Genomic DNA, 22,213 nt, shown 5'->3' with positions numbered 1-22,213 from the left:
AAGGGACACCGATGAAACGATCAGATATCAACGCAATCAAAACCGAAGCCGAAGCTTTCATTCGGTCTTTCGGAGCGGTTTTGCCCCCTTTTGCCAACTGGACGCCAGATCAGATGAGAAGCGATCAGGCAACAGTTATTCGCGAACGTGGATTGGGGTGGGATATCACCGACTACGGACAGGGACGGTTCGATGAACTAGGGCTGTTCCTGTTCACGTTGCGCAATGGCGATGTCGCCGATCTGAACCAAGGGCGCGGCATGCTGTACGCAGAGAAAGTGCTTGTCTCGCGGGACAAACAGCTTTCGCCAATGCATCGTCATATCATAAAGGCCGAAGACATTATCAACCGAGGCGGTGGCGATCTGGTGATGGAAATCTACGCTTCGGATTCCGTGGGCGGGATCGACCGGGAAAACGCTGTGACAGTGCCCAGCGACGGGTGCCCGGTGTCGATCCAACCCGGCGAGCTTTTGCGGCTCGGACCGGGTCAAAGCGTAACCTTAATGCCGGGCATCTGGCACGCTTTCTGGGCCGAAAAGGGCGATTGCCTGATTGGTGAAGTGTCAACTGTAAACGATGATCGTACCGACAACGTATTCGAGGACCCAATTCCGCGTTTCGCCACAATCGAAGAAGACGCGGCACAGGAATTCCTTTTGGTTGCGGATTATTGAAACAATAATCCGCTCGCAATCTGGACGCATCAAGCAAATGAAATAGTGCCGTGCGTTCCCAACGATCTGCTGGATTGCCATGCAGACAAGTCGCGTTCGCTTATTGATTGGCGCCGACGTCCCGACCTTCGTTGAAACAACGGCTTAGCGTTGGTTTTCGGCCGCGATGCGCGTGCAACTGACACTTTGAAGTCGGCATTCCCTTTGGGGAAATATGTCAAAATTGCTTTAAAAAACATTCACCTGACTGTCATACGACCCACGTACCTAACGCTGAGTACGCATACCGTGTACAGCGTTCGGGGCCTTCCCTGATAGCGCTGCCATTCTATTACCCCAAGGGGCAAATGCCTCTGAATTTGGCGAGCCTTTTTGTCAAAGGCCGCTGCTGAACCGGAGTTAATACATGACCAATCTGAAGCTCTGCGCAACCGCTGCTGCCATAGCCTTTAGCGCGACTGCGACTTTTGCAGAAACCGAGATCACCTGGTGGCACGCCATGGGTGGTCAGCTTGGTGAAACAGTCAACAAGATCGCCGAAGATTTCAATGCCTCGCAAAACAGCTACAAGATCACTCCGGTCTATAAAGGCAGCTACGAAGAAACCCTGACCGCAGGTATTGCCGCCTTCCGCGCGGGCGAACAGCCCAACGTCATGCAGGTGTTCGACGCAGGCGCCGCCACCGTGATCGGGGCCAAGGGCGCGACCATTCCGGTTCAGGATCTGCTGGCAGACAATGGCGTTGAATTCGACATTAACGATTACATCGCCGGTGTGCGGTACTTCTATGTCGACAGCGACGGCAAAATGATCGGGATGCCCTTCAACTCGTCCACGCCGATCCTGTATTACAACATGGACGCGTTGGAGGCCGCAGGCGTCACCCCGCCGAAAACCTGGGAAGAGTTCCAGTCGACCACCGCACCCGCACTGAAAGACGCAGGCTATATCGCGCTCAGTCAGTCGCACCTGCCCTGGATCTTCACCGAAAACTTCATGTCGCGCCACAACCTGCCTTTTGCCACCAACAACAACGGCTATGACGGCACTGACACGCAGATTCTGGTTAACAACGACGCGATCAAAGCGCATTTCACCGCCGTGACCGCATGGAAAGACGACGGACTGTTCGAATGGTACGGTACCGGCTGGGGCGACAATGCCAAACCGTTCGAAGAAGGCAAAGTTGCCATGTGGCTGGGTTCGTCCGGCTCGTTCGGCGGCCTGCTGCAAAAAGACCTGCCGTTCGAATTCAGCGCGACCGAGCTGCCCTATTGGGAAGCCGTCACCACTGAGCCCACCCAAACCTTTATCGGTGGTGCCGCCCTGTTCGCCATGTCGGGTAAATCCGACGCGGAAAACAAGGCCACGGCTGAATTCTTCCGCTTTCTGACCGCGCCCGAGACCCAGTATTTCTGGCATCAGGAAACCGGCTATGTGCCAATCACCGAAGCCGCTTATGACGTCGCCAAGAAAGACGGCCACTATGACCGTTTTCCGGCTGCCGAAGTTGGTGTGAACCAGTTGCAGGCCAAAGCGGGCGACAACACCAAGGGCTACCGCATGGGCTTTTACGTCCAGATCCGCGACATCATGAACCGCGAATATGGCCGTGTCCTGACCGGTGAAACCGACGTCGAAACCGCGTTCAAGACTATCGAAGCCGAAGCCAACGCGCTGCTGGCCCGCTTCGCCAAGACCCAAGGTTAACGCCCTGGATCACCCCCAGGGATGGCCGCGCTGTCATGGCGCGGCCATCCCCTGTTCAAGACGGAATCCTTCTATGAAACGCGCGGGCTTTGACACGATCTGGCTTCCTGTGGCGCTGCTGTTGCCGCAGTTGATGATCATCGCCATCTTTTTCTACTGGCCTGCGGGCTGGGCGCTGCAATCCTCATTCTTTTTGCAAGACCCGTTTGGGTTCGGTTCGACCTTCGTGGGGGCTGAGAACTATACGTCGCTGCTGGGCAATGATCAGTACAAACGCGTTGCCGGGTTCACGATCCTTTACTCGGTGCTGGTGACTATTTTCTCGCTGGCTATCGCGCTGCTGCTGGCGGTCAAGGCCGACAAGGTGATCAAGGGGGCCAAGACCTATCGCACGCTGCTGATGTGGGTCTATGCCATTGCGCCGCCCGTGGCCGGGTTTCTGGGCATTCTGTTCTTTGACCAAAGCACCGGACCGCTGACCAAGTTCTTCCAGGTGTTCGGCTGGGATTTCAAACTGGGTGTGGATTACAACGCGACCGCAACAGCCATGGTTATCGTGGCCGTGTGGAAGCAGGTCCCCGTCAATTTCATCTTTTTCCTGTCCGGCCTGCAATCCATCCCAAGGTCCGTGCGCGAGGCAGCGATGATCGACAACCGATCCGCCACCGGACGGTTCTGGCAGGTCACCTTCCCGCTGCTGGCCCCAACCGCGTTTTTCCTACTGATCATCAACGTCACCTATGCGCTGTTCGACACGTTCGGCATCATTGACGCACTGATGAAGGGCGAGCCGGGCAACAATCCGATGACGTTGGTCTACAAGGTCTACCTGGACGGCTTTCGAGGCAACGACTTAGGCGGATCATCGGCGCAATCAGTAATCCTTATGGCGCTGGTCCTGTTGCTGACCGTGTTTCAGTTCCGGCTGGTGGAACGCCGGATTCACTACACTTGAGGGCTTTGGACATGGCTGAGACAACACTCGACACCCCCGCTGAGACCCATCGCCCCCGTCGCATCAAATGGGAAGCGATTGGAGACCACATCATTCTGATCCTGGGCGCGCTGCTGATGATGCTGCCGCCGCTGCTGGCGTTGACTACGGCCAGCCATGATGCAGTGACAATCCACCGCGAAGGGCTGCAACTGACACTGGGCGACGATCTGGGTAAGAACTTTCGCGCCGCCATGTTCGAAAGGGGCGGCTTTACCCAAACGGTCGACGGGATGCTGATGCTGATGAACTCGTTCATCCTTGGCATCGGCTTTGCCGTGGGTAAGATCGTGATTTCGATGATGGCGGCCTACGCCATCGTCTATTTCCGCCTGCGCTTTGCCACGCTGGCCTTCTAGGTAATCTTCACCACCCTGCTGCTGCCGCTTGAGGTGCGCATCCTGCCCTCTTACGAAGCAATCCAGAAACTGGGCCTGACCAACACCTATACCGGTCTGATCGTGCCGCTGATCGCCTCGGCCACAGGCACGTTCTTTTTCCGGCAGTTCTTCATGTCCGTGCCCGAGGAATTGGCCGAAGCCGCCCGGATCGACGGCGCAGGTCCGTGGAAATTCTTCGTCGATATCCTCATCCCACTGAGCAAAACGATGATCGCGGCGATCTTCATTATCATGTTTGTCTTTGGCTGGAACCAGTACCTGTGGCCCACGCTGATCACCACGGATGAAGGCTTTTTCACGCTGGTCCGCGGCATCAAGCAGATCGTGTTGTCGTACACCGACAGTCAAATCCCCGAACACGGGCAGGCATTGGCGCTGGCCATCGTGGCGATGATCCCTCCGGTGTTGGTGGTGGTCTTTTTCCAGAACTGGTTCGTCAAGGGCCTCACAGAATCCGATAAATAAGGAATACGCGCATGGCTCAGGTTACATTAGAGGGCATCCGCAAAGTCTATCCCAATGGCTTCCAGGCCGTTCAGACCACCAGTTTCACCATTCAGGACGGCGAATTTGTTGTGCTGGTCGGCCCGTCGGGTTGCGGCAAGTCCACACTGCTGCGGATGATCGCGGGGTTGGAAGACATCACCGAAGGGGTGCTGAAAATCGGCGACCGCGTGGTCAATGACGTGGACCCAGCGGATCGGGACATCGCGATGGTGTTCCAGAACTATGCCCTATATCCGCATATGACGGTGCGCAAGAATATCGGCTATGGCCTCAAGAACAGAGGCACCCCCGCCGCCGATATCGCATCCAAAGTGGAAGACGCGGCAAAGATGCTGAACCTGTCCGAGTATCTGGACCGCAAGCCAGCGCAGCTTTCGGGTGGTCAGCGCCAGCGCGTTGCCATGGGCCGCGCTGTGGTGCGCGATCCGGCGCTGTTTCTGTTTGATGAGCCGCTGTCGAACTTGGATGCCAAGCTGCGCAACCAGATGCGGATCGAAATCAAAGCTTTGCAACGCCGCCTTAGAACCACCGCCGTCTACGTGACCCATGATCAGGTCGAGGCGATGACGATGGCCGATCGTATCATCGTCCTGAACGAAGGTCGGATCGAGCAGATTGGCACCCCGTCAGAAATTTATCACAACCCGGCCTCGACCTTTGTGGCCTCGTTCATGGGGGCACCGCCAATGAACCTGATCGAAGCTGAAGTTGATCAGCAAAGTGTTCGGATCAATGGCTTCGGCAACCAGATACAAGCACCCCAGTCCTTTGACGGACCTGTGACACTGGGCATTCGCCCTGAAGACGTTGAAATGGATGAACAGGGTCAGGTCGTATTCCATGTCGATATCCTTGAAGAACTGGGCGCGCATCGGCTGCTACATGGGCGGCTCGCAAATCAGCCCTTCTCGGTCATGCTAGGCAAGGATGACGCGGCGCAGGTTGGTGAAACCAAGATCAACCTAAAGCCCGAGGCCCTGCGCCTGTTCGACAGGGAAACGGGGCTGAGGCTGTGATCACTCAAACGCTAGTGACCCTTCCGGCTGTATCCGAAACCCAGCGGAGCGCAATCCTGTCGGCCCCACGCACTGCCGACGCGCATCGCAGGATATTGGCCAATATAGAAGCGATGAATGCCGTTCAGGTCGGAGGAAAGGCTCAATCCGCTCACCTGCCCAGTGAATTCACCGTGGCCGCCTGGAATGTAGAACGATGTCTTTTCCCTGAAGAGACGGCTGCGCATCTCGGGAAAGTCGCCCCGGATATTGTTCTGCTGTCCGAAGTTGATCACGGAATGGCCCGTACTGCACAGCGACACACAACCGAAGCGATGGCCGACGCCCTTGGAATGGCTTACGCTTTTGGCGTTGAGTTTCATGAACTTGATTTGGGCGGCCCGACCGAGCGCAAGTTCTGCACGGATGACTTCAACTCTTTGGGCTGGCACGGGAATGCGATCCTGTCGTCGGTTCCGTTTGAACGCACCGTCCTGGTTCGGCTGGACGATCACGGCCATTGGTTTGCGGCAGATGCCGGGGCGAGCGATCCTGACCAGCCACGCATCGGGGGCCGCAACGCCATAGCCGCTATTGTACCGGGGGCCAGCGGACCGGTCTGCGTCGTCTCCACTCATCTGGAAAGCAACGCAAACGCCATTCACCGACATCAACAATTCGAACGGCTGCTACAGGTGATTGACGATTTCGCGCCGAATCTACCGGTCATAGTTGGCGGGGACCTGAACACCGGCAATCACCTACCCCCGGACTTTGACTGGCGGCGAGAAACCTTATTCGAACTGGCCGAGGCCCACGGTTATTCTTGGTCTTTCACGGCGCAAGGCAATACGACCCGCCCCAGCCTGATCACGCCCCACCCCGACCGGGTTATGAAGCTGGACTGGTTGGCGGGCCGGGGTCTCGAATGCCATGGCACTGGTATTCTGCCTTCGATTGCTGACGACGGAACGCCCCTGTCCGACCACGACTGCGTTTGGTGCCGGGCTGGCTGATCCCGCTTTTCCTGCAGCGATCTGTCTTACCGTCCGATAAGCCCCTTTTGCCAAAACGGAAAAACCGACTAACATGCGGTACAACGCGGTAGAGGGACCTGAACGATGGTAACAAAAGCAGAGCTGGAAGCCGAAGTTGCCGAACTTCGCCGCCAACTTGCCCAACAAACCAAGGCCGAGAAGGCCGATCCAAAGGAAGACCATTCCGACAATCTGATCGACACGATCGAAAACTGGTCAGACCAGATGGACGACGTTCTGACCGAACTTGGGGAGTTGCCGCACAAAAAGCCGATCCTGTTTGCGCTAGGCGTTTTCGCGCTTGGCTATCTGGTCGGCCGTTCCCGGTAGGAGCCCGCACATGAGCCGCATATCCCGCAATCTTTCAATCATCCTGCGTGCCGAAAGGCTGATTGCTCAAAGACAAGTCGCAGTAGCGGCCAAACGCACCGGTTTTTATGGCGCTGCGGGGCTGGCTATTGGCCTAGCGGTCGTAATGCTGAACGTCGCAGGCTTTTTCTGGCTGTCTGAGTTTGTGTCAAACGCGGTCGCGGCACTGATCATGGCCGGCGTCGATCTGGTGGTGGCTCTGTTATTGGCACTGTTCGCCAACTCCATGTCATCACAAACCGACATCTCTGCTGTGGTTGAGCTTCGGGACCTGGCGCTGCAAGACATTGAGACCGAGATCAAGGACAACTTGGCCGAGGCACGCGACGCCGTTACAGGTTTTCGGCGCGACCCACTTGGGGCCGTGACCCCCGAGATTGTCAGCGCCCTGTTGGGCGCTTTGATCAAACTCTCCAAATCTCGAAAAAAGTCTGGCGATTAACCTTATTGCATCAGTTTGACCGCGGCGCGCGCAATTACCATTTCTTCGTTGGTTGGTATCGACAGGATGCGGACGCGGCTAAAATCCGTCGACAAGACTGTGCCGCCATCCGCGTTTCGCGCGTGGTCCAATTCGATTCCGATCCAGCGCATTCCGTCGCACACCATCTGCCGAATCGGGGCCGAATTCTCGCCAACGCCACCCGTAAAGATCAGCGCGTCAATACCTTCCAACGCGGCGGACAGCGCTCCCAGTTCCCGGCGGATGCGGAACACGTAATAGTCGATGGCCTTGCGGGCATCCGGCGTATCAGCAGCCAAAAGCGTACGCATATCAGACGAAACACCAGACAGGCCGAGAAGACCGGACTTGCGATAAAGAACTTCGGCGATTTCATCTGCCGACATTCCATCCTGCTGCATCATGTACAACACCACACCAGGATCGAGTTGGCCGCTGCGCGTCCCCATCGGCAGACCGTCCAACGCCGAGAATCCCATCGTCGAGGCAATCGCGCGCCCACCCGAGACCGCACACATGGATGCACCATTCCCCAGATGCGCAATCACCACGCGGCCATCGTACAGACCCGGTGCGATCTCTTTCAGTTTCCCAGAGATATAGTCGTAGCTCAGCCCGTGGAATCCGTACCGACGGACCCCTTTTTCATAGTAACTTTGCGGTAAGGCAAAAGTATCGTTGACCCAAGGGTGCGTTCGGTGAAAGGCCGTATCAAAACACGCCACCTGAATGGTATCCGGGAATGCAGCGCTGGCGGCCCGGATCCCAGCCAGAGAATAAGGTTGATGCAAAGGGGCGAAAGGAACAAACCCCGTCAATGTATCTATAACCGTTTCATCAATAAGAACCGGTTCAGAATAGACGGTGCCACCGTGGACAACACGATGGCCGATTGCTTTCACATGGATATCCGGAAGATATTCCCGCGCCATTTCCAGAAAAGCGTGGATAGCTTCATCGTGGCTCTGGGTATTCGACAGCGGGCGGTTGATCGACCGACCTCCGGCAGACTGAGCCAGCAATCTAGGGGCATCCCCCAAACGCTCGATCTGACCTCGCCATCGCATGCTGGGGCGGTTTTCCTCGATGACTTCGTACAACGCGAATTTCAGTGACGAAGACCCGGCGTTCAGCGCCAATACATGATCAGCCATAGAGCTTACCTTTGCTTGCATAAGCATGCAGCGCCGCAACCGCACAGGACGCCAAGCGCGAGGCATCATCATCAGACCGCGAAGTCAAGATGATCGGGGCGCCCGCCCCCACCACGATGCCCGCAGCCTCGGCATGAGAAATAAAGGTTAGCTGTTTCGCAACCATATTGCCCGCCTCGATATTCGGGGCGACCAGAATATCTGCTGATCCGGCAACCTCGGACGTGATGCCCTTGGTGCGGGCAGCCTTCAGATCAACCGCGTTGTCCATCGCAAGTGGGCCATCGACCAACCCGCCGGTAATCTGTCCGCGTTCAGCCATTTTAGACAGCAGCGCCGCATCCACAGATGAGGGCATATGCGGGTTTACGGTTTCAACGGCTGACAAAACACCGACCTTCGGCGTTTCGATCCCAATGGATTGTGCCAGATGAATTGCGTTCTGAACGATGTCGGCTTTGGTTTCGAGGTCCGGCGCGATATTCACCGCCGCGTCCGTCACCATGATAGGTCTTGGCATCCCCGGGACGTCCATCACAAAGACATGAGACAAACGCCGACCAGTTCGCAATCCGTTTTCCCGGCGCAAGACGGCATGCAACAGCTCATCCGTATGCAGATACCCCTTCATCAGGGTCTGTGCTTTCCCTTCAACCACCAAATCTACCGCGCGATGTGCGGCAAGCCCGTGACCCCGAGCCTTGACGATCTCGAAACCGGAGATATCCGCACCTATCTCTGCTGCTGCGGCCTTGATCTTGTCAGGATCCCCAACAAGGATCGGCGTGATGATGCTGTTGGCATGACCCAGCAGCGCACCACTCAGCGAATTGCCATCCTCGGGCGCAACCACTGCCGTTGGCATAGGGTCTAAAGGTCTTGCCTTTTCAAGCAACGCGTCGAAATGACGATGGCGCTGGACGACAAGGCCCGGAACTTCGATCGAGTTGAACTCCATGTGCTGGGCCGGGGGCGTGACCTGAACTGTACCGCTCAGGACCAAGGCGTTATCTCCGACGCGGCGCACTTCGGCGCTGCAGATCAGATCGCCATCATCGCGCTTTTCGGCAACCGAAACAAACGCCGTTAATTCGTCACCGGCAAGAACGGGAATGTGGAAGGACAGGTCCGCCCGACGGGTTTGAGTCCCCGCCCCCGGCAATACGTTACCCAGCACAGCGGCAACCAGACCAGCGGGCCACAAAGCCGGTGCCACCGCCTCGGGCTGCCCATCGCCGTCACCGTCATAGGCCGCCAAGTGCAGGGGATTGTGGTCCCCCGATGCGGAGGCAAACGCATAGAGGTCATCAACCGTGCAAAGACGCGTCAGTTTGGCTTCGTCACCTACATTCAATTGGGCAAATGTTCGGTTCTCATAGATTTTCATTTTGAGCGGGCTTTTCTATCAGCAGGGGATCGCGCAGGCAGCGTCTCAGAGTTATTCGCAGGCGCCGGTGCCGCTTCATCCTGAGGCTTTGGCAGGTCAAGAATGTCACACAATTCATCAACCATCTCGAACAGTTCAGGAGTGGGCTTTTGCACTTTTCCGGCGATCCGCCGGAGAAGGTTAACCGCCTGCATACGGTCTTTCTTTAGGGGAAGCAAATCAGGCAACGTGTTTATCGCTTCTTGCTTATCAAAGGTCACTATAAGCGACTGTTCATGCAGCAGGCGATGACGTTGATCAACCGTAAGCCCTTTGAATGGTTCATCATGTTTGAAGACTTGGGCCCACCGGTCCAGAATTTCAGCCCGAAAGCTTTGATTGCTGTCGACCAGAAGGATCAGCATCCGAACAACAGCTTCAGCCAGTGACCCCTGTTTTATGTGCGCAAGTGCCGCTTCGACCTCGGGCAATGACTTCAGACTTTCAGGATTTACCAATGTTCTGTGCGCGGCGTTCTTCCGACCGAACCACGCTGCCAAAGGCCCGCTCCAAAGAGAAAAGAATGTCAGCTCGTACCACGCATCGCGAAAGTCGCGGCCATAATCCATCACCTGCTCTATCCAGTCCGCCGTAATCTTCTCGAGTTCCAAAAATGGATTTTCCGGCGCGGCGGGTTTGCGGTGTTCCCGCGCCATGTCCGCCCAGAATTTTATTCCCAATGTGGCAGGTTGGGCCGAAGACAATGCAGCGCGTTGCACGCGCAGGGGGTGTAAGTCACGAAGCGCGTTTGCCGAAGCGGGCGTCGACAAGGATCGTACGATCGGACGGCCAAATGTCTCGTATAAATTGGCCTGAGTTTCTGACATATGGGCAACGGCGGCAAAGCTCATTTCATCCTGCTGGCCATCATCCAGAACGGCGAGATCTGCCAATGTACGCTCGTGAAAACGAACTTCGAATTCCTTGTCGGTGCCTTCACCCTCGATGTTTTCGATCTGCATTTCGTACAGGCCGGGTGCCATTGACTCGACGGTTTCCAGCGTAGAGGTAAGCTCTCGATGTTCTTTCCGTGCCACTTTTGACGAAACAAAGATGCCCAGATGACCCACCTCGTCGTGCAGCATATAGACGATGCGCTGCCCACGGACGCGGATTTCCTCTTCGTCGGAATAAGTCTCAGAAATCCAGTTCAGGGCTTGCTGCGGTGGTGTGATGTTGTCACCCTGACTAGCAAACACAAAGATCGGCCCTTTGATGGCCTTGATATCGACCGGGACACCGGGTTCGAGCTGAGCCGTGTTCTTGACCAAACGGTTACCGACGAAAAGCTGTTCGACGATCCAATGGATTTCGGCCTCATTCAGGATGAAATATCCGCCCCACCAGCGTTCGAAATCTATAAAGCGCTGTCGACCCCCGTCAGGATCCCTGTAGAGATCAAAGTATTTGCCAAAGTAGTTTCGGCTGGGATTTAGCTGCTCAAAGTTCATAACCAGATTGGCGCCGTCAAATTGACCTGCCCCCAAGTCCGACCAGAACATCGGCTGCCACGTCCCACCCAGAACCCCGGCATTATAGCGCATCGGGTTTTCCCCAACCGCCCCAGCCCAAGGCGCAACAGGCGCGCCGTTCAGAACCAACGGACCGTTTAAATCGGGATTGCACGCAGCCATTAGCAACGTCGCCCACCCGCCCTGACAATTTCCGGTGACAACAGGGTGCGGGCTGTTTGGATGGCGTGCACGCACGGTTCGGACAAACCCTGCCTCGGCATGCATGACATCCGCCAGAGTCTGACCGGGAACAGGATCGCGCCCAAAGCTGACGAAATAGACCGGGTGGCCCTTGGCCAGAGCAACACCAACCTGACTGTCATGCTTGAAGCCGCCGATGCCGCCGCCATGACCCGCGCGTGGGTCGATGATGATATATGGGCGCTTGTTATCTTCAACGGTCACACCCTCGGGCGGAAGGATGCGCAACAACTGATAGTTGCAGGGCCGTTTCAGGTGCCTACCGTCGGTGATTACCTCGTAATCATAGATAAGAACGGGCGGGCAGCCTGCAGCTTCGTGCTCGAGGAAGACATCTCCGCGTTCGCGCAAGGCATCCATGGTCAGGGCAACCCGTTGGCCTGCGTCTTTCAGGTATTCCCCCCAGTCTTTGACAATTGATCGGGATGCCACAAGCCGTTCGGAACATTCTGCCATGTTCTGAACCAACTGACGGGTCCGGTCCGTGTGGTCCTGCACGATCCTGCCGGACTGCAGCGCCATTGATTTTGACAGCAAGTTCCACTGAACTCCGGACTGTTCCAACGCGTTAGCTACGGCCCCGACAGTCCGTTCATTCACGGCAACCGCGTCCCTGGCCATATCAGAGCCAAACTGCAGGGATTTCGAATGAGCATTCGTAATCATGTGAATATCCTCTTTCAGACGGTGCTGAATCTGCCGACGGCAGAGCATGAACCAAGACATCCATAGCCAGGTGAAACCCCTCGACAGATGTAACGACATCTCGCTGGTGCAAACCTTTCTTTGGGGCAAGAGCAACGATAGGACGAGTGTTTCCAACTGCCCAGATTGTTGGCTGATCGTTAGCAATACCGGCAACCAGCGATTTCGCTCCTTCAAAACGGAACACGGTCGATTCTCTCGCATCTTTCTGCGGTGCAGCATAGCCTGTTTTGATGTTTACCACAAACTTTCCACGGCGATATGAAACTTTGACGAAATCGCGCGCCCTTGTTGGGTGATCGGGAAAGGAGATTGGGCCTAGGCAATGAAGAAACCCGCGAAACAGCAGCAAATAGGGACTTTTTGAAATATTCAAAAATCTGATTACTATGCCGGCACAAAACACATAACGAGGGCACAATGAACTCACTTACCAGAATAACTCGGGGAATTGGCGTCGCATTCAAAGATGGCAGAGTGAAGGGTATATTGGCCTTCACGGTTGGCATGATCCTTTGGGCTTCGGTTTTTTATCACTTCGTCGAAGGCTGGAGCTGGCTTGATTCCATCTACTTCTCGGTCGTGACCATCTCGACCGTTGGGTTTGGGGATTTTTCGCCGGAAACAGCCGCCGGAAAAATATTCACGATGGCGTATATCATCGTCGGCTTGGGTGTATTCGTTACCGCAGCGACCACAGTGGCAGACACAATTCTTTCACAGGACGACGACGAAAAAGACGGGTAGACAGCCGGAATCCTCTTCATTGAACTCAACGCAATCTCAGCCCGGGCGCCACTCGCGACCCGAATTTTTGAGTTTTCAATCAAGCCGATACAGCACCTCCAGAACTAAAAAAGTGTACATATCCAATTTTTTGAGGCTAATATTCAGATAAAAAAATATTTGGGAGGGATGGAATGGAAAAGACTCAAGACGCCAAGATCGTCGATCTGGCAATTCGCCTGCTGTTCTTAGGACTGTTTCTATATAGCGCGCTGATAATGGTAGCCCCGCTTGCAAGCGTTGTGATCTGGGCGGCAATTCTGTGCGTTGCGCTCTATCCTGTTTTCGACTGGCTCCAAGGCAAATTGGGCGGAAGAAAGTCGCTAGCGGCTACAATCTTGGTTCTGTTGGGTCTGTTGTTGACCCTGGGGCCTGTCGCCACCGCCGTTTCAGGGGCGGCTGAACTTGGCTCCGACTTCGCTGAACAAGCAGACCGCGGAGAACTTAAAATTCCACCTGCTCCCGAAGGCATCAAGGAATTGCCCTTGATCGGAAACAAGCTTGGCGAAGTCTGGACCATGTTTGAGCGAAACCTGGATGGCGCACTTGCCAAATACGGTGCTCAAATCCTTGAAGTCACAAAGTCCCTGTTTGGAAAGGTTCTGGGTATCGGCATTGGCCTTCTGGGACTTGCACTTTCAGTCATCATCATGGGGGCGCTATTCAAGCCGGGGCCGCAAATGGTTGAGGGGCTTCAACGGTTCGCCAACCGTGTCTTTGCCCCACGTGGTGGTGAGTTTGTCACCCTGGCGGGGGCAACGATCCGAAATGTCACCAAAGGAGTTATCGGAGTCGCCGCGATTCAGGCGATTGTTGTGTGGGTACTTTTGGCTGTCTTCGGGATTTCTTCGGCGGCAACTCTGGCCTTCGTGAGCCTTATCCTGTCGATCATTCAGATCGGCCCGGGCCTGGTTCTACTGCCCGTGATCATTTACGCTTGGAGTTCCATGTCAGGCGGCGCTGCATTGATCTTCACCGTTCTCGCCATTCCGGTCAGTATCATGGACAGTTTCCTTCGCCCGGTCTTTATCTCGAAGGGGTTGGAAACCCCGATGCTGGTTATTTTGATCGGCGTTCTGGGTGGCATGATGGCTTATGGCTTGATCGGAATTTTCATGGGGCCCGTCCTGTTTGCGGTTTTCTATGAACTGTTCAAGGTCTGGATCGATGCGTCGCCAGGAACCTCGGATTCGACCGAAGGTGCGGCGGAATGAGGAAAACGATTTGGACAACGCTTGCGGTTATTCTTCTGTTTCTGGTCTGGTATCTGGTCGCTGATCGCCAAACTCCGTTTACCGGCAATGCCAGGGTCAAGGCCGTTGCAACCCAGATTGTTCCTCAGGTCACCGGAACGGTGACCGAGGTTCTGGTGGAAAACGGTCAGGTCGTTTCAGCCGGGGACGTTCTGGTACGCATTGATCGCAGGCCGTATGAAATCGAACGGGCCAAGGCCGAAGCCGATCTGGAAGCGGCCACTCAGGAAGTGGGCGCATCGTCGGCTGAAGTCAGCGCGGCACAGGCAAAATTGGCGCGGGCCCAGAGCGACCTTGATACGATGCGCATTCAGACCGAGCGCGTCTTTGCCTTGGAAAAGAAAGGGCTGATTGCTGTCTCGCGCGCCGACGATGCGCGCGGGCAATTGGCCGAATCCGAAGCCAATCTGGAAAATGCCAAGGCTGATCTGGAAAAAGCAAAGCAACGCCTTGGGGATGAGGGGCTGGAGAACCCTAAAATTCAACGTGCACTTGCTGCTTTGGCCGATGCAGAGCTGAATCTGGAATGGACAGAATTGCGCGCACCTGCAACGGGCGTGATTTCGAACTTGCTTATTGCCCCCGGGACATATGCCCGCTCGGGTCAGGATCTTTTGACGTTCCTTGATGCAACCGATGTCTGGATCGAAGCCTATTTCACCGAAAACAACCTTGGCCGCGCCGTTGTCGGTTCTCCTGTCGAGGTTGTTCTGGACATGCATCCCGGTCAGATCGTGTCAGGCAAGGTCGAAAGCTTTAGCGCGGCTGTTTCCCTAAGCGGCGCTGATGAACCCGGCCAGCTTGCTAGCCCACCCAGTACCAAGGGATTCCTGCGCGAACCCGAACGGTTCCCGGTTCGGATCGTGTTGCCGGGCTATGAGGCCGGAAACGCCGAAGATGACCTTCGGTTCCAGCTCAACGGGCAAGCGGATGTGATCATGTACCTCAGCGACAATGCGCCTCTGAACTTGGTGGGTCGTACTTATATCCGCTTGGTTTCGATCCTGTCTTATGCGTATTGAAGACAAACACGCAGTACTCCGTCTGGCGCTTGGGGTAACGGGCGTTTTCGCCCTAGGTTTATTTCTTGGATGGCCGCTGGCGGTTGTCGGCGCGGTGTTCACAGCTCTGTTCCTGCAAGCACCCGCAGCTTTGCCATTGGCCGCGTTTGGGAAGCTCTTCGTGTTTTCCATTGGACTGATGTTCATCTCGTTTTCGCTGTCGTCAGTCTTTGCGCCTTATCCGGTTGTTTTCTTGGTCTTAATGGCGATCGGAATCATACTGTCCTTTACGTGGTCTGTTTCCGGGGCCGGGGTATTGCCGGGTGTCATCGCGCTAATGGGAGCGTTGATGATCCCAAATCTTGTTCTTCAATCGCAGGATCTGGCGCTGGTATTGGTGTTCTGGATTCCTATGAACCTGTTCTTTGCGGGTTTTGTATCCACTCTGATGTTCGTACTTATCCCAGCCGCCCCACCCGCCGAGGCGCAAAAGAAAGCTGTTGCTGATCAGGATTTTGATCCAAACCGGCGCATTTTCAGAATGTCTCTGGTGACAGTGCCGTTTGCGATTGCTTTCTTCCTTTACGGAGCGTCAGCGCTGCTTGTTCTGTTCTTTGTCGCGCTTCTCAGCCAACAGCTTGCAGCGATGCCTGCGGCCGGGAAAACCGTTGCCAAGGCGATGCTGACCGCGAACTTGCTGGGCGCGGCAGTTTCAATCATCTGCTATGAAATCAACGTCGTCGCGCCTGTTATTCTGACACCCGTACTGCTGTGCTTTTTCTTCTGCATTGTTCTTGGGGCTCTTGGAAAATCGCAAACTCCATTGGCGGCAGCAGCAGGATCGGCGATCACAACTGCTTTGATCGTCTACGGTGGATCAGTCGCCCCATTTTCGGATGAAGCGGATGTCAAAAGCATCACGCGCGTGCTGCAGGTCGCAAGTGCCGCATTCTTTGTTATCACAGCGTATGTGGTGGTGGATGAATTCTGGCCCGAACGAAAACAGCGCAACGCGCTTGGTTAGAACGGCTGCACGATATCGGGGCAGCATTTTAACGTGCCTTAGCGTTACGACGGTTTAAACAGGCTCCAGATTACCAAGCAATATAGATGTCATATCCGTCACGAAACCGCCGCCATCAATCGTGACACCCACGCCTGTCTCGTAGTCGACATTCGATCTGGTAATACCCGAAAGGTCCGCGTCATCATCCAGAAACACCCATTGAGGCTTGTGCTGGGACGTTTGACCAACGGCTGTTTGCAAAATGGCCAGGGCATCTAGCGCATTGACTGTTCCATCCCGTGTTATGTCGGCAGCAATGATGTTTTCCGGTGCTGGAGCTCCCCATGTCGGGTTCAACCCGACGGACATTCGCAAGACCTGCAATGCGTCCAACGCATCAATATCTGAACTCGCCGTGGAATAGGTCTTTACGATATCCAAATCGCCCGAGAACACTCCAGGCGGCAAACCCAAATCAAACCGTCCATCCTCATCCGTGCGCACACTGACCGTGCCGCCGCCATCCAGAGAAAACCTGACTTCAGCCTGTCCCAATGCGGGGTTTTCGGTTTGGGAATTAATGGTGACGGGCCCCAGAACACCGTCCGAGCTTCCGGGGTCTAGACCGCCGAAATCTCCGAAATCGACTGGTATGTGGTCAGGCCCGCCAAAGCCCGCACCAAAGACTTGATCCGCTGACAATCCGCCCCCCGACGCAGAGATCAACTCGACCTTTTCGTTAAGGTAACCGATCCTGGCGCCATGATGCGTAGAAGTGAACGTCAGTTGTCCCGGAGTTCGGAGAAGCGGGAAATCGTACATATCAAGACGGTCGAGACCAACCTGAAAATCGGTAATTGTCGTGGGATCGCTTCCGAATTGCATGACAAAGATATCCGCGCCTGACCCGCCGGTCATGGTCGTCGATCCCGTGCCAGCTATCAGAATGTCGTCTCCCGCGCCCCCCAACAATTCTGTGTCCAGAATGCCGCCGCTCAGCTTGTCCGCCCCGGCTGTGCCATGGACGGTTCCGAACCCTTTGCGCACCGCACCCAAATCCGGCAGATCAACGGACAGTTGTGTTAACCCAGCATCCTGTTGCGAAGAGACAAGCACCTGCAACTCATCCCCGACATGCGCAAGACTCAACGCTTCGATATTTTGCAGACCGCTTTCTACCGTATCCGCAAAGCTGTCCAGATAGACCAATTGCCCGTTCGGAATCAGGGTGAATAACGAGACCCCGTCATCCCCACCCCCTGCCACGACAAACACGTGCCCATCTAAATTGACAACGGAAATGTCCTGAACAGTTTCGAACCGCGTGTGCCGGGAATCCAAGACATGGTCTGTAGGGTCTAGGCGTCCATCGCTGGTCAGCTTCATCACACTCAGCGAGTTGCTCTCCGACCCAGCCACGATCACCCAGGACTGGTTATAGGCCTGAACGACCTCGATCTTAGTCGGTACTGCAATTCCCAGTGTCGCCAAGACCTCGCTATTGTCGACTGCACTGAGACCACCGGTCGTGTCATCCACGCTAAATGTCTTTACGGAACTTGAGGTTGAATCGGACGCGACGACAACGTGATTTGCCCCATCAGAACTTCAACCTGCCGTAACTTCGAGACAATCTCTTCGGGCTTTGGTCTCTTGTTTGCCATTCGTGGTCCTCCGTTTCCTAAACATAACGGTGGACCAGTTCAGTGGGGGAGGCTCAGCAAGACGATTGGTCTTTCTGCGAGTTTCAAGACCATCGCCCGCCGCGCTACAGCCAATCCACATCCCCAAGGAATATGTAGCCGGCACCATAGATTGTTTTGATCAGGCGAGGGTTTTTTGGGTCTTCACCCAACTTTGTACGCAAACGGGAAATTCTAACATCCATCGCCCTGTCAAAACTTTCACCCGCCGCTCCGCCTAACGCTTCTTGCATTTGGGCGCGGCTTATCAGCCTTTTTGGGCTTTCCAGAAACAGCCGCAAAACCTCACCCTCGGCGTGACTGAACGGTGTCTCTTGCCCGGCCTTATTCTCAAGGATGTAGCGGTCGAAATAAGCCGTCCATCCGTTAAACCGTGCTGCGTCCGACTGTGTGATTTGGGACCGTGGCGACCGCAGCCTTGCCCGGACGCGTGCAACGACTTCTGCCGGATCAAAGGGCTTGGTGATATAGTCATCCGCGCCAAGCTCCAGCCCTGTTACTCGGTCCTGCACTTGCGCCCGGCCGGAAATGATTATCACCGCCGCACCCTGTTCCAGCGCAAGCCTGTGAACCAACGCAAGGCCATCGGTATCGGGCAAGGACAAATCCACAAGACAGACATCCGGCGTGACACGCTTCAGCGATGCCTCAAATTCGCGGGCCCGTGAAAAACTTTGTGTCTTGAACCCCGCATCTTCGAGCGCATCAGTTAAAATCCGGCGGATTTCAGGTTCGTCATCGACGATGGTTACCAAAGGTTGAGTCATCACGCAGCCTCCGCGCGGATCAGGGCGGACAATTGAGCCCTCGTAAAGGGTTTACGCAGAACCGGCGCAAGCGTCAGCGCCTTTCGATGCAAGGGGTCGGAGTAAGGTAAGGACGTCATCAGGATACATGGCAACTTGGCCTTTAACCGATCCAGCAAATCCAACCCGGTGCCTTCCCCTTCAAGACGGATATCAGAAAGCACCAGCACGATATCCTCGATATCTGACGCAAGCGCCAGAGCTTCATCCACCGATGTCGCCTCGATCACCGAAAAACCAAGATCAACCAGCATGTCACGGAACTGACTGCGCAGGTCGTCACTGTCTTCGACCAAAAGAACCATACCTTCCTGAACAGGTGGCGCCGGTCGATAGGGCAATCGCAAAACAACCGAAGCCCCCGACGGAGTATTGCGCAAGTTCAGATCACCACCGGCCAGTTTCACCGTGTCATACACCATCGGCAAACCCAGACCTGACCCTTCGCTGCCCTTGGTGGTAAAAAACGGGTTCAATGCTTTCTTCAAGGCATCGGCAGAGAACCCCGGACCAGTGTCCGACACTGTGACTTCGACCCAAATCGAACCCACTGTATGGGCGCTGATCGTAATCTGACCCGTTTCGCCACACGCATCTCTAGCATTGAGAACAAGATTCAGTAGCGCATCCTGCAGCATTCCGGGATCCAGCATCAAAGCTTCGTCCGGAAGAGTGTTTACCACCGACAAACCGACCCCTCGCGGCAAAGAGGGTGACGCCAGAATGCGCAGGTCTTCCAGCAAACCACGCATATCGGTCGCCTTTGGCTGAGGTGTCCGGCTACCCGTCATATCGGCGATACGGTTGAGCAGTTGCCCACCCCGCCGGGCAGTCTGTTGTGTCGCTGCCACCAATTCGCGCGCAGGTTCCGGCAGATCCATCTTGTCCAACCGGGATTGCATGCCAAGGATGATTGTCAACAGGTTGGAAAAGTCATGCGCCAGCCCGCTTGTCATTTGTGCCGCCATGGCCCGTCTGCGTGTCTGCTGCAGAGCAACCCGCGCCTGTGTCTCTTCGGTAATGTCGACTGACATGACATAGACGCCGCCCACACTGTCTGGCGTAAAGGACACGCGGATACGTCTGGATCCCTGATCTTCGGTGAATTCAAAAACCGAGGTTTCACCCTCATAGGCTTTTTTCAGGTGCGGCTGGACACGCGCGTAAGAGGCCGCGCCCAATGCCCGTTCGATATGCATTCCCAAAATCTCGGATGGGCGTCCGGGCATGACGGAATTAAGCCGTCGGTTGGAATAATCGTACCGCCCCTCGGCATCCAAATGCGCGATATGAGCTGGCATCATCTCGGTCGTCATGCGCGTGCGGGCTTCGATCTCGGTCAACTGACGCTTGGCCTCTTCCAAAGCTGCGTTTGTCGCCGCCAGTTTTCGATTGGTTGCGGACAGCTCTTCAGCGCGGTCCAGAAGCTGACTGGACAGCTCAACCGATCGAGAACGCAGCAATGCCTCAGCCTGTTTAGTATTGGTTATGTCTGTATAAACGGCCACCCAGCCGCCATTTGGCAATGGGGCGCCTTCAACGGAAATAACCTGACCGTTAGAACGTACCCGCTCCAGGTAATGCGGCTCGAATGTCAGGGCCTGAGCGACGCGCGTTTCGACAATTTCCACGACACTGGCGTCATCTCCATACTCGCCGTTTTCAGCAAGGTATTGGATTGTATCGCGAAACAGCGAACCGGGTTCGACAAGGTGATCAGGCAGGTTAAACATGGCCTGGAACGGGCGATTGCTGACAACCAGCCGTAACTGATTGTCATATATAGACAAACCCTGCCCAATCAGGTTAAGGCCCGCGGTTGTCATAGTCTTGATCTGTTCTTCAGTAATGTTCAAATCCGCCCTCCGCACCCCTCATGCGTAACACCGGAATTATCGCAGGTGTAGGGGGGTTCGGCGTGACAGGTTGGGTGAACTTCAAAACCGGTCTTTCGACATAGGCCCATCTGGCGTGATCGAGTGAAGGGACAAAGTATGGTCCATATTTCGCATCCGATGGCGCAACATAAGGCGCGTCAGGCGTGCAAGTTCAGTCCCGTATTCTGGCTTTTCAGCGACGTTCTCCATCTCTCCCTGAGCAGCGTGATCAAACAGCATGGGCGCCACGTCCGCGGCGAATTCAACCAGTGTAAACCGGGCGTCGCGCAGTATTCCAAGGCATGAGTCGCTGTGGCCGGTTCCCAGTTCTCTCTGCCAGATGGTTGGTCTTTCTGGTTGGGAAAAATCCAATTCGCTGAACGTATAGCTGCGCCAATCATCCGGGACCTGCCCGTGCAGGACCGGCATAAGGGATCGCCCGTCCATCGAGTTTGGGATCGTTTGTCCAACCCATTCCAGAATGGTTGGGGTGATATCTATGGACTCGGTTGGTTCTGATACAACCGCGCCTGCCCGAGCCTGATTTCCAGGTAAGCGGATCATCAGAGGCGTGTGGTAGGCCGCATCATAGACAGTCATTTTGCCCCAACTATGTCGGTCCCCCAGCATCTCACCGTGATCGGCGGTGATGACTACCAAAGTGTCGTCGTACTGGCCGCTGTCCTTGAGAAACCGGAGAACACGACCCACGTGATGATCTACCTCGGTGGCCAGCCCCAGGTACACGGCTCTTAGCGTCTGGATGTTCTCGGGTGTCGGGTCGACCTGGTCGAAACCCAAAACAAAATCGGCAGGAGTTTGTTTGGCCATCGTCGGCCCAAAGAAAGGATGCAAAGCACGCTCGCTGTCTGCGTCGGCAAAGCCAACAGGCCGGGGCAAAGCCGTCGGATCATACATGTTGTTATAAGGCGCGGGGGCCACCAGCGGCGGATGTGGTCGGATATAGGTCAAGTGTGCGAACCAACCCTCACCTACGCGCGACGCCATGCTGTTCAGGAATACGTCTGTCAGGAACGCGGTATCACTGTCTTGCGCCGCGTACATGGCTGGGTCATTAAGGCGAGCTTTGCTTGCGTCTGGGGCTACGGGTTTATGGACGTCCCAGTAATCGTCGAATTCATAACCCTTTTGCAAAAGATGGGATCGCCAAGGGTAAGATTCCTCCAACCGCATTTCGACAACTTCTTCGAACCCGGACATCGGGTTTTCATAGGATCGCAAGATCGGGTCATTGGGGTCGTGAACCCTTGGGTCTGCCGTAGTGTCGGTATAGCCGAACAGCAACGGCACGTACCCAGCCTTTCGCACCTCGGTGGCAATGTTTGGTGTGTCATGCCGCAAAGGCGTTCCATTGCGCACTGAACGATGGTTCATCGCGTATTGGCCTGTCAAAATCGACGCTCTGGACGGTCCGCACGGATTCGTCACGGAATAATGGCGGTCAAATGTAACGGCATCCGTCATGAACTCCCGCAGGTTCGGCAAGTCGACATGCGCGGCCAACGCTCCGTTCAGACAATCGGCCCGCAATTGATCTATGATGATGAACAGGACATTTCCCGCGCGCCGCATTCCATTCTCCATGATTCCGTAGACGTGGGTCCGG

The 22,213-nt window shown here is 55.5% G+C and carries 19 protein-coding genes and 1 pseudogene; 12 read left to right on the top strand and 8 right to left on the bottom strand.

Annotation, left to right across the window (positions count from 1 at the left end; translation table 11 throughout):
- Positions 1-11 precede the first annotated feature (11 nt).
- From ACT2B1_RS20675 to ACT2B1_RS20640, 8 genes and pseudogenes are all read left to right on the top strand, one after another.
- Positions 12-677, top strand: coding sequence for a D-lyxose/D-mannose family sugar isomerase (locus ACT2B1_RS20675; RefSeq protein ID WP_171125127.1), 666 nt, complete (start codon positions 12-14; stop codon positions 675-677).
- Positions 678-1,083: 406 nt separating this feature from the next.
- On the top strand, positions 1,084-2,388 hold the full coding sequence (locus tag ACT2B1_RS20670; protein WP_481669086.1) for an extracellular solute-binding protein: 1,305 nt from the start codon (positions 1,084-1,086) through the stop codon (positions 2,386-2,388).
- Positions 2,389-2,461: 73 nt separating this feature from the next.
- Positions 2,462-3,343, top strand: a complete 882-nt coding sequence (locus ACT2B1_RS20665; protein ID WP_481669085.1) for an ABC transporter permease subunit — start codon at positions 2,462-2,464, stop codon at positions 3,341-3,343.
- An 11-nt stretch (positions 3,344-3,354) separates the two neighbouring features.
- Positions 3,355-4,248, top strand: a pseudogene (locus ACT2B1_RS20660) (ABC transporter permease subunit).
- Positions 4,249-4,259: 11 nt separating this feature from the next.
- Positions 4,260-5,306, top strand: a complete 1,047-nt coding sequence (locus ACT2B1_RS20655; RefSeq protein WP_171239282.1) for an ABC transporter ATP-binding protein — start codon at positions 4,260-4,262, stop codon at positions 5,304-5,306.
- Entirely contained in the window at positions 5,306-6,301 is a 996-nt protein-coding gene (locus ACT2B1_RS20650; protein WP_171123597.1) for an endonuclease/exonuclease/phosphatase family protein, read from the top strand. The genes ACT2B1_RS20655 and ACT2B1_RS20650 overlap by 1 nt, the downstream gene beginning before the upstream one ends.
- Before the next feature lie 105 nt (positions 6,302-6,406).
- On the top strand, positions 6,407-6,652 hold the full coding sequence (locus ACT2B1_RS20645; protein ID WP_171123346.1) for a hypothetical protein: 246 nt from the start codon (positions 6,407-6,409) through the stop codon (positions 6,650-6,652).
- Positions 6,653-6,662: 10 nt separating this feature from the next.
- Complete coding sequence (locus tag ACT2B1_RS20640) at positions 6,663-7,133, top strand: phage holin family protein (RefSeq protein WP_481669084.1); 471 nt, start codon at positions 6,663-6,665, stop codon at positions 7,131-7,133.
- Between the two features lie 2 nt (positions 7,134-7,135).
- Here ACT2B1_RS20640 and ACT2B1_RS20635 read toward each other — a convergent pair whose 3' ends face one another.
- Genes ACT2B1_RS20635 through ACT2B1_RS20620 form a run of 4 tightly spaced genes read right to left on the bottom strand, consistent with a single transcriptional unit; the run spans position 7,136 to position 12,398 of the window.
- Positions 7,136-8,308 carry an acetate/propionate family kinase gene (locus tag ACT2B1_RS20635; protein ID WP_481669083.1) on the bottom strand — a complete coding sequence of 391 codons (1,173 nt, stop codon included), beginning with the start codon at positions 8,306-8,308 and terminating at the stop codon, positions 7,136-7,138.
- Positions 8,301-9,695 carry a bifunctional enoyl-CoA hydratase/phosphate acetyltransferase gene (locus tag ACT2B1_RS20630; protein WP_481669082.1) on the bottom strand — a complete coding sequence of 465 codons (1,395 nt, stop codon included), beginning with the start codon at positions 9,693-9,695 and terminating at the stop codon, positions 8,301-8,303. The genes ACT2B1_RS20635 and ACT2B1_RS20630 overlap by 8 nt, the downstream gene beginning before the upstream one ends.
- The gene (locus ACT2B1_RS20625) at positions 9,692-12,115 is read right to left on the bottom strand and encodes a DUF3141 domain-containing protein (RefSeq protein ID WP_481669081.1); all 2,424 of its coding nucleotides are present in this window, start codon (positions 12,113-12,115) and stop codon (positions 9,692-9,694) included. Before ACT2B1_RS20625 ends, ACT2B1_RS20630 begins: the two co-directional genes overlap by 4 nt.
- Positions 12,072-12,398: a hypothetical protein gene (locus ACT2B1_RS20620; protein ID WP_171125143.1), complete on the bottom strand. Its 327-nt coding sequence runs from the start codon at positions 12,396-12,398 to the stop codon at positions 12,072-12,074. Before ACT2B1_RS20620 ends, ACT2B1_RS20625 begins: the two co-directional genes overlap by 44 nt.
- Positions 12,399-12,631: 233 nt before the next feature.
- On the opposite strand from ACT2B1_RS20620, the gene ACT2B1_RS20615 reads away from it, so the two are divergent.
- The 4 genes from ACT2B1_RS20615 (at position 12,632) to ACT2B1_RS20600 (ending at position 16,218) form a co-directional block, all read left to right on the top strand.
- A complete protein-coding gene (locus ACT2B1_RS20615) occupies positions 12,632-12,901 on the top strand; it encodes a potassium channel family protein (protein WP_371808189.1) in 270 nt (89 codons plus the stop codon).
- Between the two features lie 173 nt (positions 12,902-13,074).
- On the top strand, positions 13,075-14,154 hold the full coding sequence (locus ACT2B1_RS20610; protein WP_171125145.1) for an AI-2E family transporter: 1,080 nt from the start codon (positions 13,075-13,077) through the stop codon (positions 14,152-14,154).
- The gene (locus ACT2B1_RS20605; RefSeq protein WP_171123361.1) at positions 14,151-15,215 is read left to right on the top strand and encodes an HlyD family secretion protein; all 1,065 of its coding nucleotides are present in this window, start codon (positions 14,151-14,153) and stop codon (positions 15,213-15,215) included. Before ACT2B1_RS20610 ends, ACT2B1_RS20605 begins: the two co-directional genes overlap by 4 nt.
- Positions 15,205-16,218 (top strand): DUF2955 domain-containing protein, encoded by a 1,014-nt coding sequence (locus ACT2B1_RS20600; protein ID WP_481669080.1) that lies wholly within the window; start codon positions 15,205-15,207, stop codon positions 16,216-16,218. Before ACT2B1_RS20605 ends, ACT2B1_RS20600 begins: the two co-directional genes overlap by 11 nt.
- Before the next feature lie 54 nt (positions 16,219-16,272).
- Here ACT2B1_RS20600 and ACT2B1_RS20595 read toward each other — a convergent pair whose 3' ends face one another.
- From ACT2B1_RS20595 to ACT2B1_RS20580, 4 genes are all read right to left on the bottom strand, one after another.
- Positions 16,273-17,739 (bottom strand): M10 family metallopeptidase C-terminal domain-containing protein, encoded by a 1,467-nt coding sequence (locus tag ACT2B1_RS20595; RefSeq protein ID WP_481669079.1) that lies wholly within the window; start codon positions 17,737-17,739, stop codon positions 16,273-16,275.
- A gap of 229 nt (positions 17,740-17,968) precedes the next feature.
- The gene (locus tag ACT2B1_RS20590) at positions 17,969-18,670 is read right to left on the bottom strand and encodes a response regulator transcription factor (RefSeq protein ID WP_171125153.1); all 702 of its coding nucleotides are present in this window, start codon (positions 18,668-18,670) and stop codon (positions 17,969-17,971) included.
- Positions 18,670-20,535 carry a PAS-domain containing protein gene (locus ACT2B1_RS20585; RefSeq protein WP_481669258.1) on the bottom strand — a complete coding sequence of 622 codons (1,866 nt, stop codon included), beginning with the start codon at positions 20,533-20,535 and terminating at the stop codon, positions 18,670-18,672. The genes ACT2B1_RS20590 and ACT2B1_RS20585 overlap by 1 nt, the downstream gene beginning before the upstream one ends.
- 111 nt (positions 20,536-20,646) lie before the next feature.
- On the bottom strand, positions 20,647-22,179 hold the full coding sequence (locus tag ACT2B1_RS20580) for a sulfatase-like hydrolase/transferase (RefSeq protein WP_171125157.1): 1,533 nt from the start codon (positions 22,177-22,179) through the stop codon (positions 20,647-20,649).
- Between the last annotated feature and the right edge of the window lie 34 nt (positions 22,180-22,213).

This window comes from Ruegeria sp. S263 (assembly GCF_056780525.1).
This window is presented reverse-complemented; position numbering and strand designations above follow the sequence as displayed.

Coding starts and splice junctions, on each gene's coding strand:
- ACT2B1_RS20590 (WP_171125153.1), bottom strand. CDS start 18,670: ATGACTCAACCTTTGGTAACCATCGTCGATGACGAACCTGAAATCCGC.
- ACT2B1_RS20610 (WP_171125145.1), top strand. CDS start 13,075: ATGGAAAAGACTCAAGACGCCAAGATCGTCGATCTGGCAATTCGCCTG.
- ACT2B1_RS20670 (WP_481669086.1), top strand. CDS start 1,084: ATGACCAATCTGAAGCTCTGCGCAACCGCTGCTGCCATAGCCTTTAGC.
- ACT2B1_RS20665 (WP_481669085.1), top strand. CDS start 2,462: ATGAAACGCGCGGGCTTTGACACGATCTGGCTTCCTGTGGCGCTGCTG.
- ACT2B1_RS20585 (WP_481669258.1), bottom strand. CDS start 20,535: ATGACAACCGCGGGCCTTAACCTGATTGGGCAGGGTTTGTCTATATAT.
- ACT2B1_RS20630 (WP_481669082.1), bottom strand. CDS start 9,695: ATGAAAATCTATGAGAACCGAACATTTGCCCAATTGAATGTAGGTGAC.
- ACT2B1_RS20640 (WP_481669084.1), top strand. CDS start 6,663: ATGAGCCGCATATCCCGCAATCTTTCAATCATCCTGCGTGCCGAAAGG.
- ACT2B1_RS20580 (WP_171125157.1), bottom strand. CDS start 22,179: ATGCGGCGCGCGGGAAATGTCCTGTTCATCATCATAGATCAATTGCGG.
- ACT2B1_RS20655 (WP_171239282.1), top strand. CDS start 4,260: ATGGCTCAGGTTACATTAGAGGGCATCCGCAAAGTCTATCCCAATGGC.
- ACT2B1_RS20675 (WP_171125127.1), top strand. CDS start 12: ATGAAACGATCAGATATCAACGCAATCAAAACCGAAGCCGAAGCTTTC.
- ACT2B1_RS20635 (WP_481669083.1), bottom strand. CDS start 8,308: ATGGCTGATCATGTATTGGCGCTGAACGCCGGGTCTTCGTCACTGAAA.
- ACT2B1_RS20600 (WP_481669080.1), top strand. CDS start 15,205: ATGCGTATTGAAGACAAACACGCAGTACTCCGTCTGGCGCTTGGGGTA.
- ACT2B1_RS20625 (WP_481669081.1), bottom strand. CDS start 12,115: ATGATTACGAATGCTCATTCGAAATCCCTGCAGTTTGGCTCTGATATG.
- ACT2B1_RS20605 (WP_171123361.1), top strand. CDS start 14,151: ATGAGGAAAACGATTTGGACAACGCTTGCGGTTATTCTTCTGTTTCTG.
- ACT2B1_RS20645 (WP_171123346.1), top strand. CDS start 6,407: ATGGTAACAAAAGCAGAGCTGGAAGCCGAAGTTGCCGAACTTCGCCGC.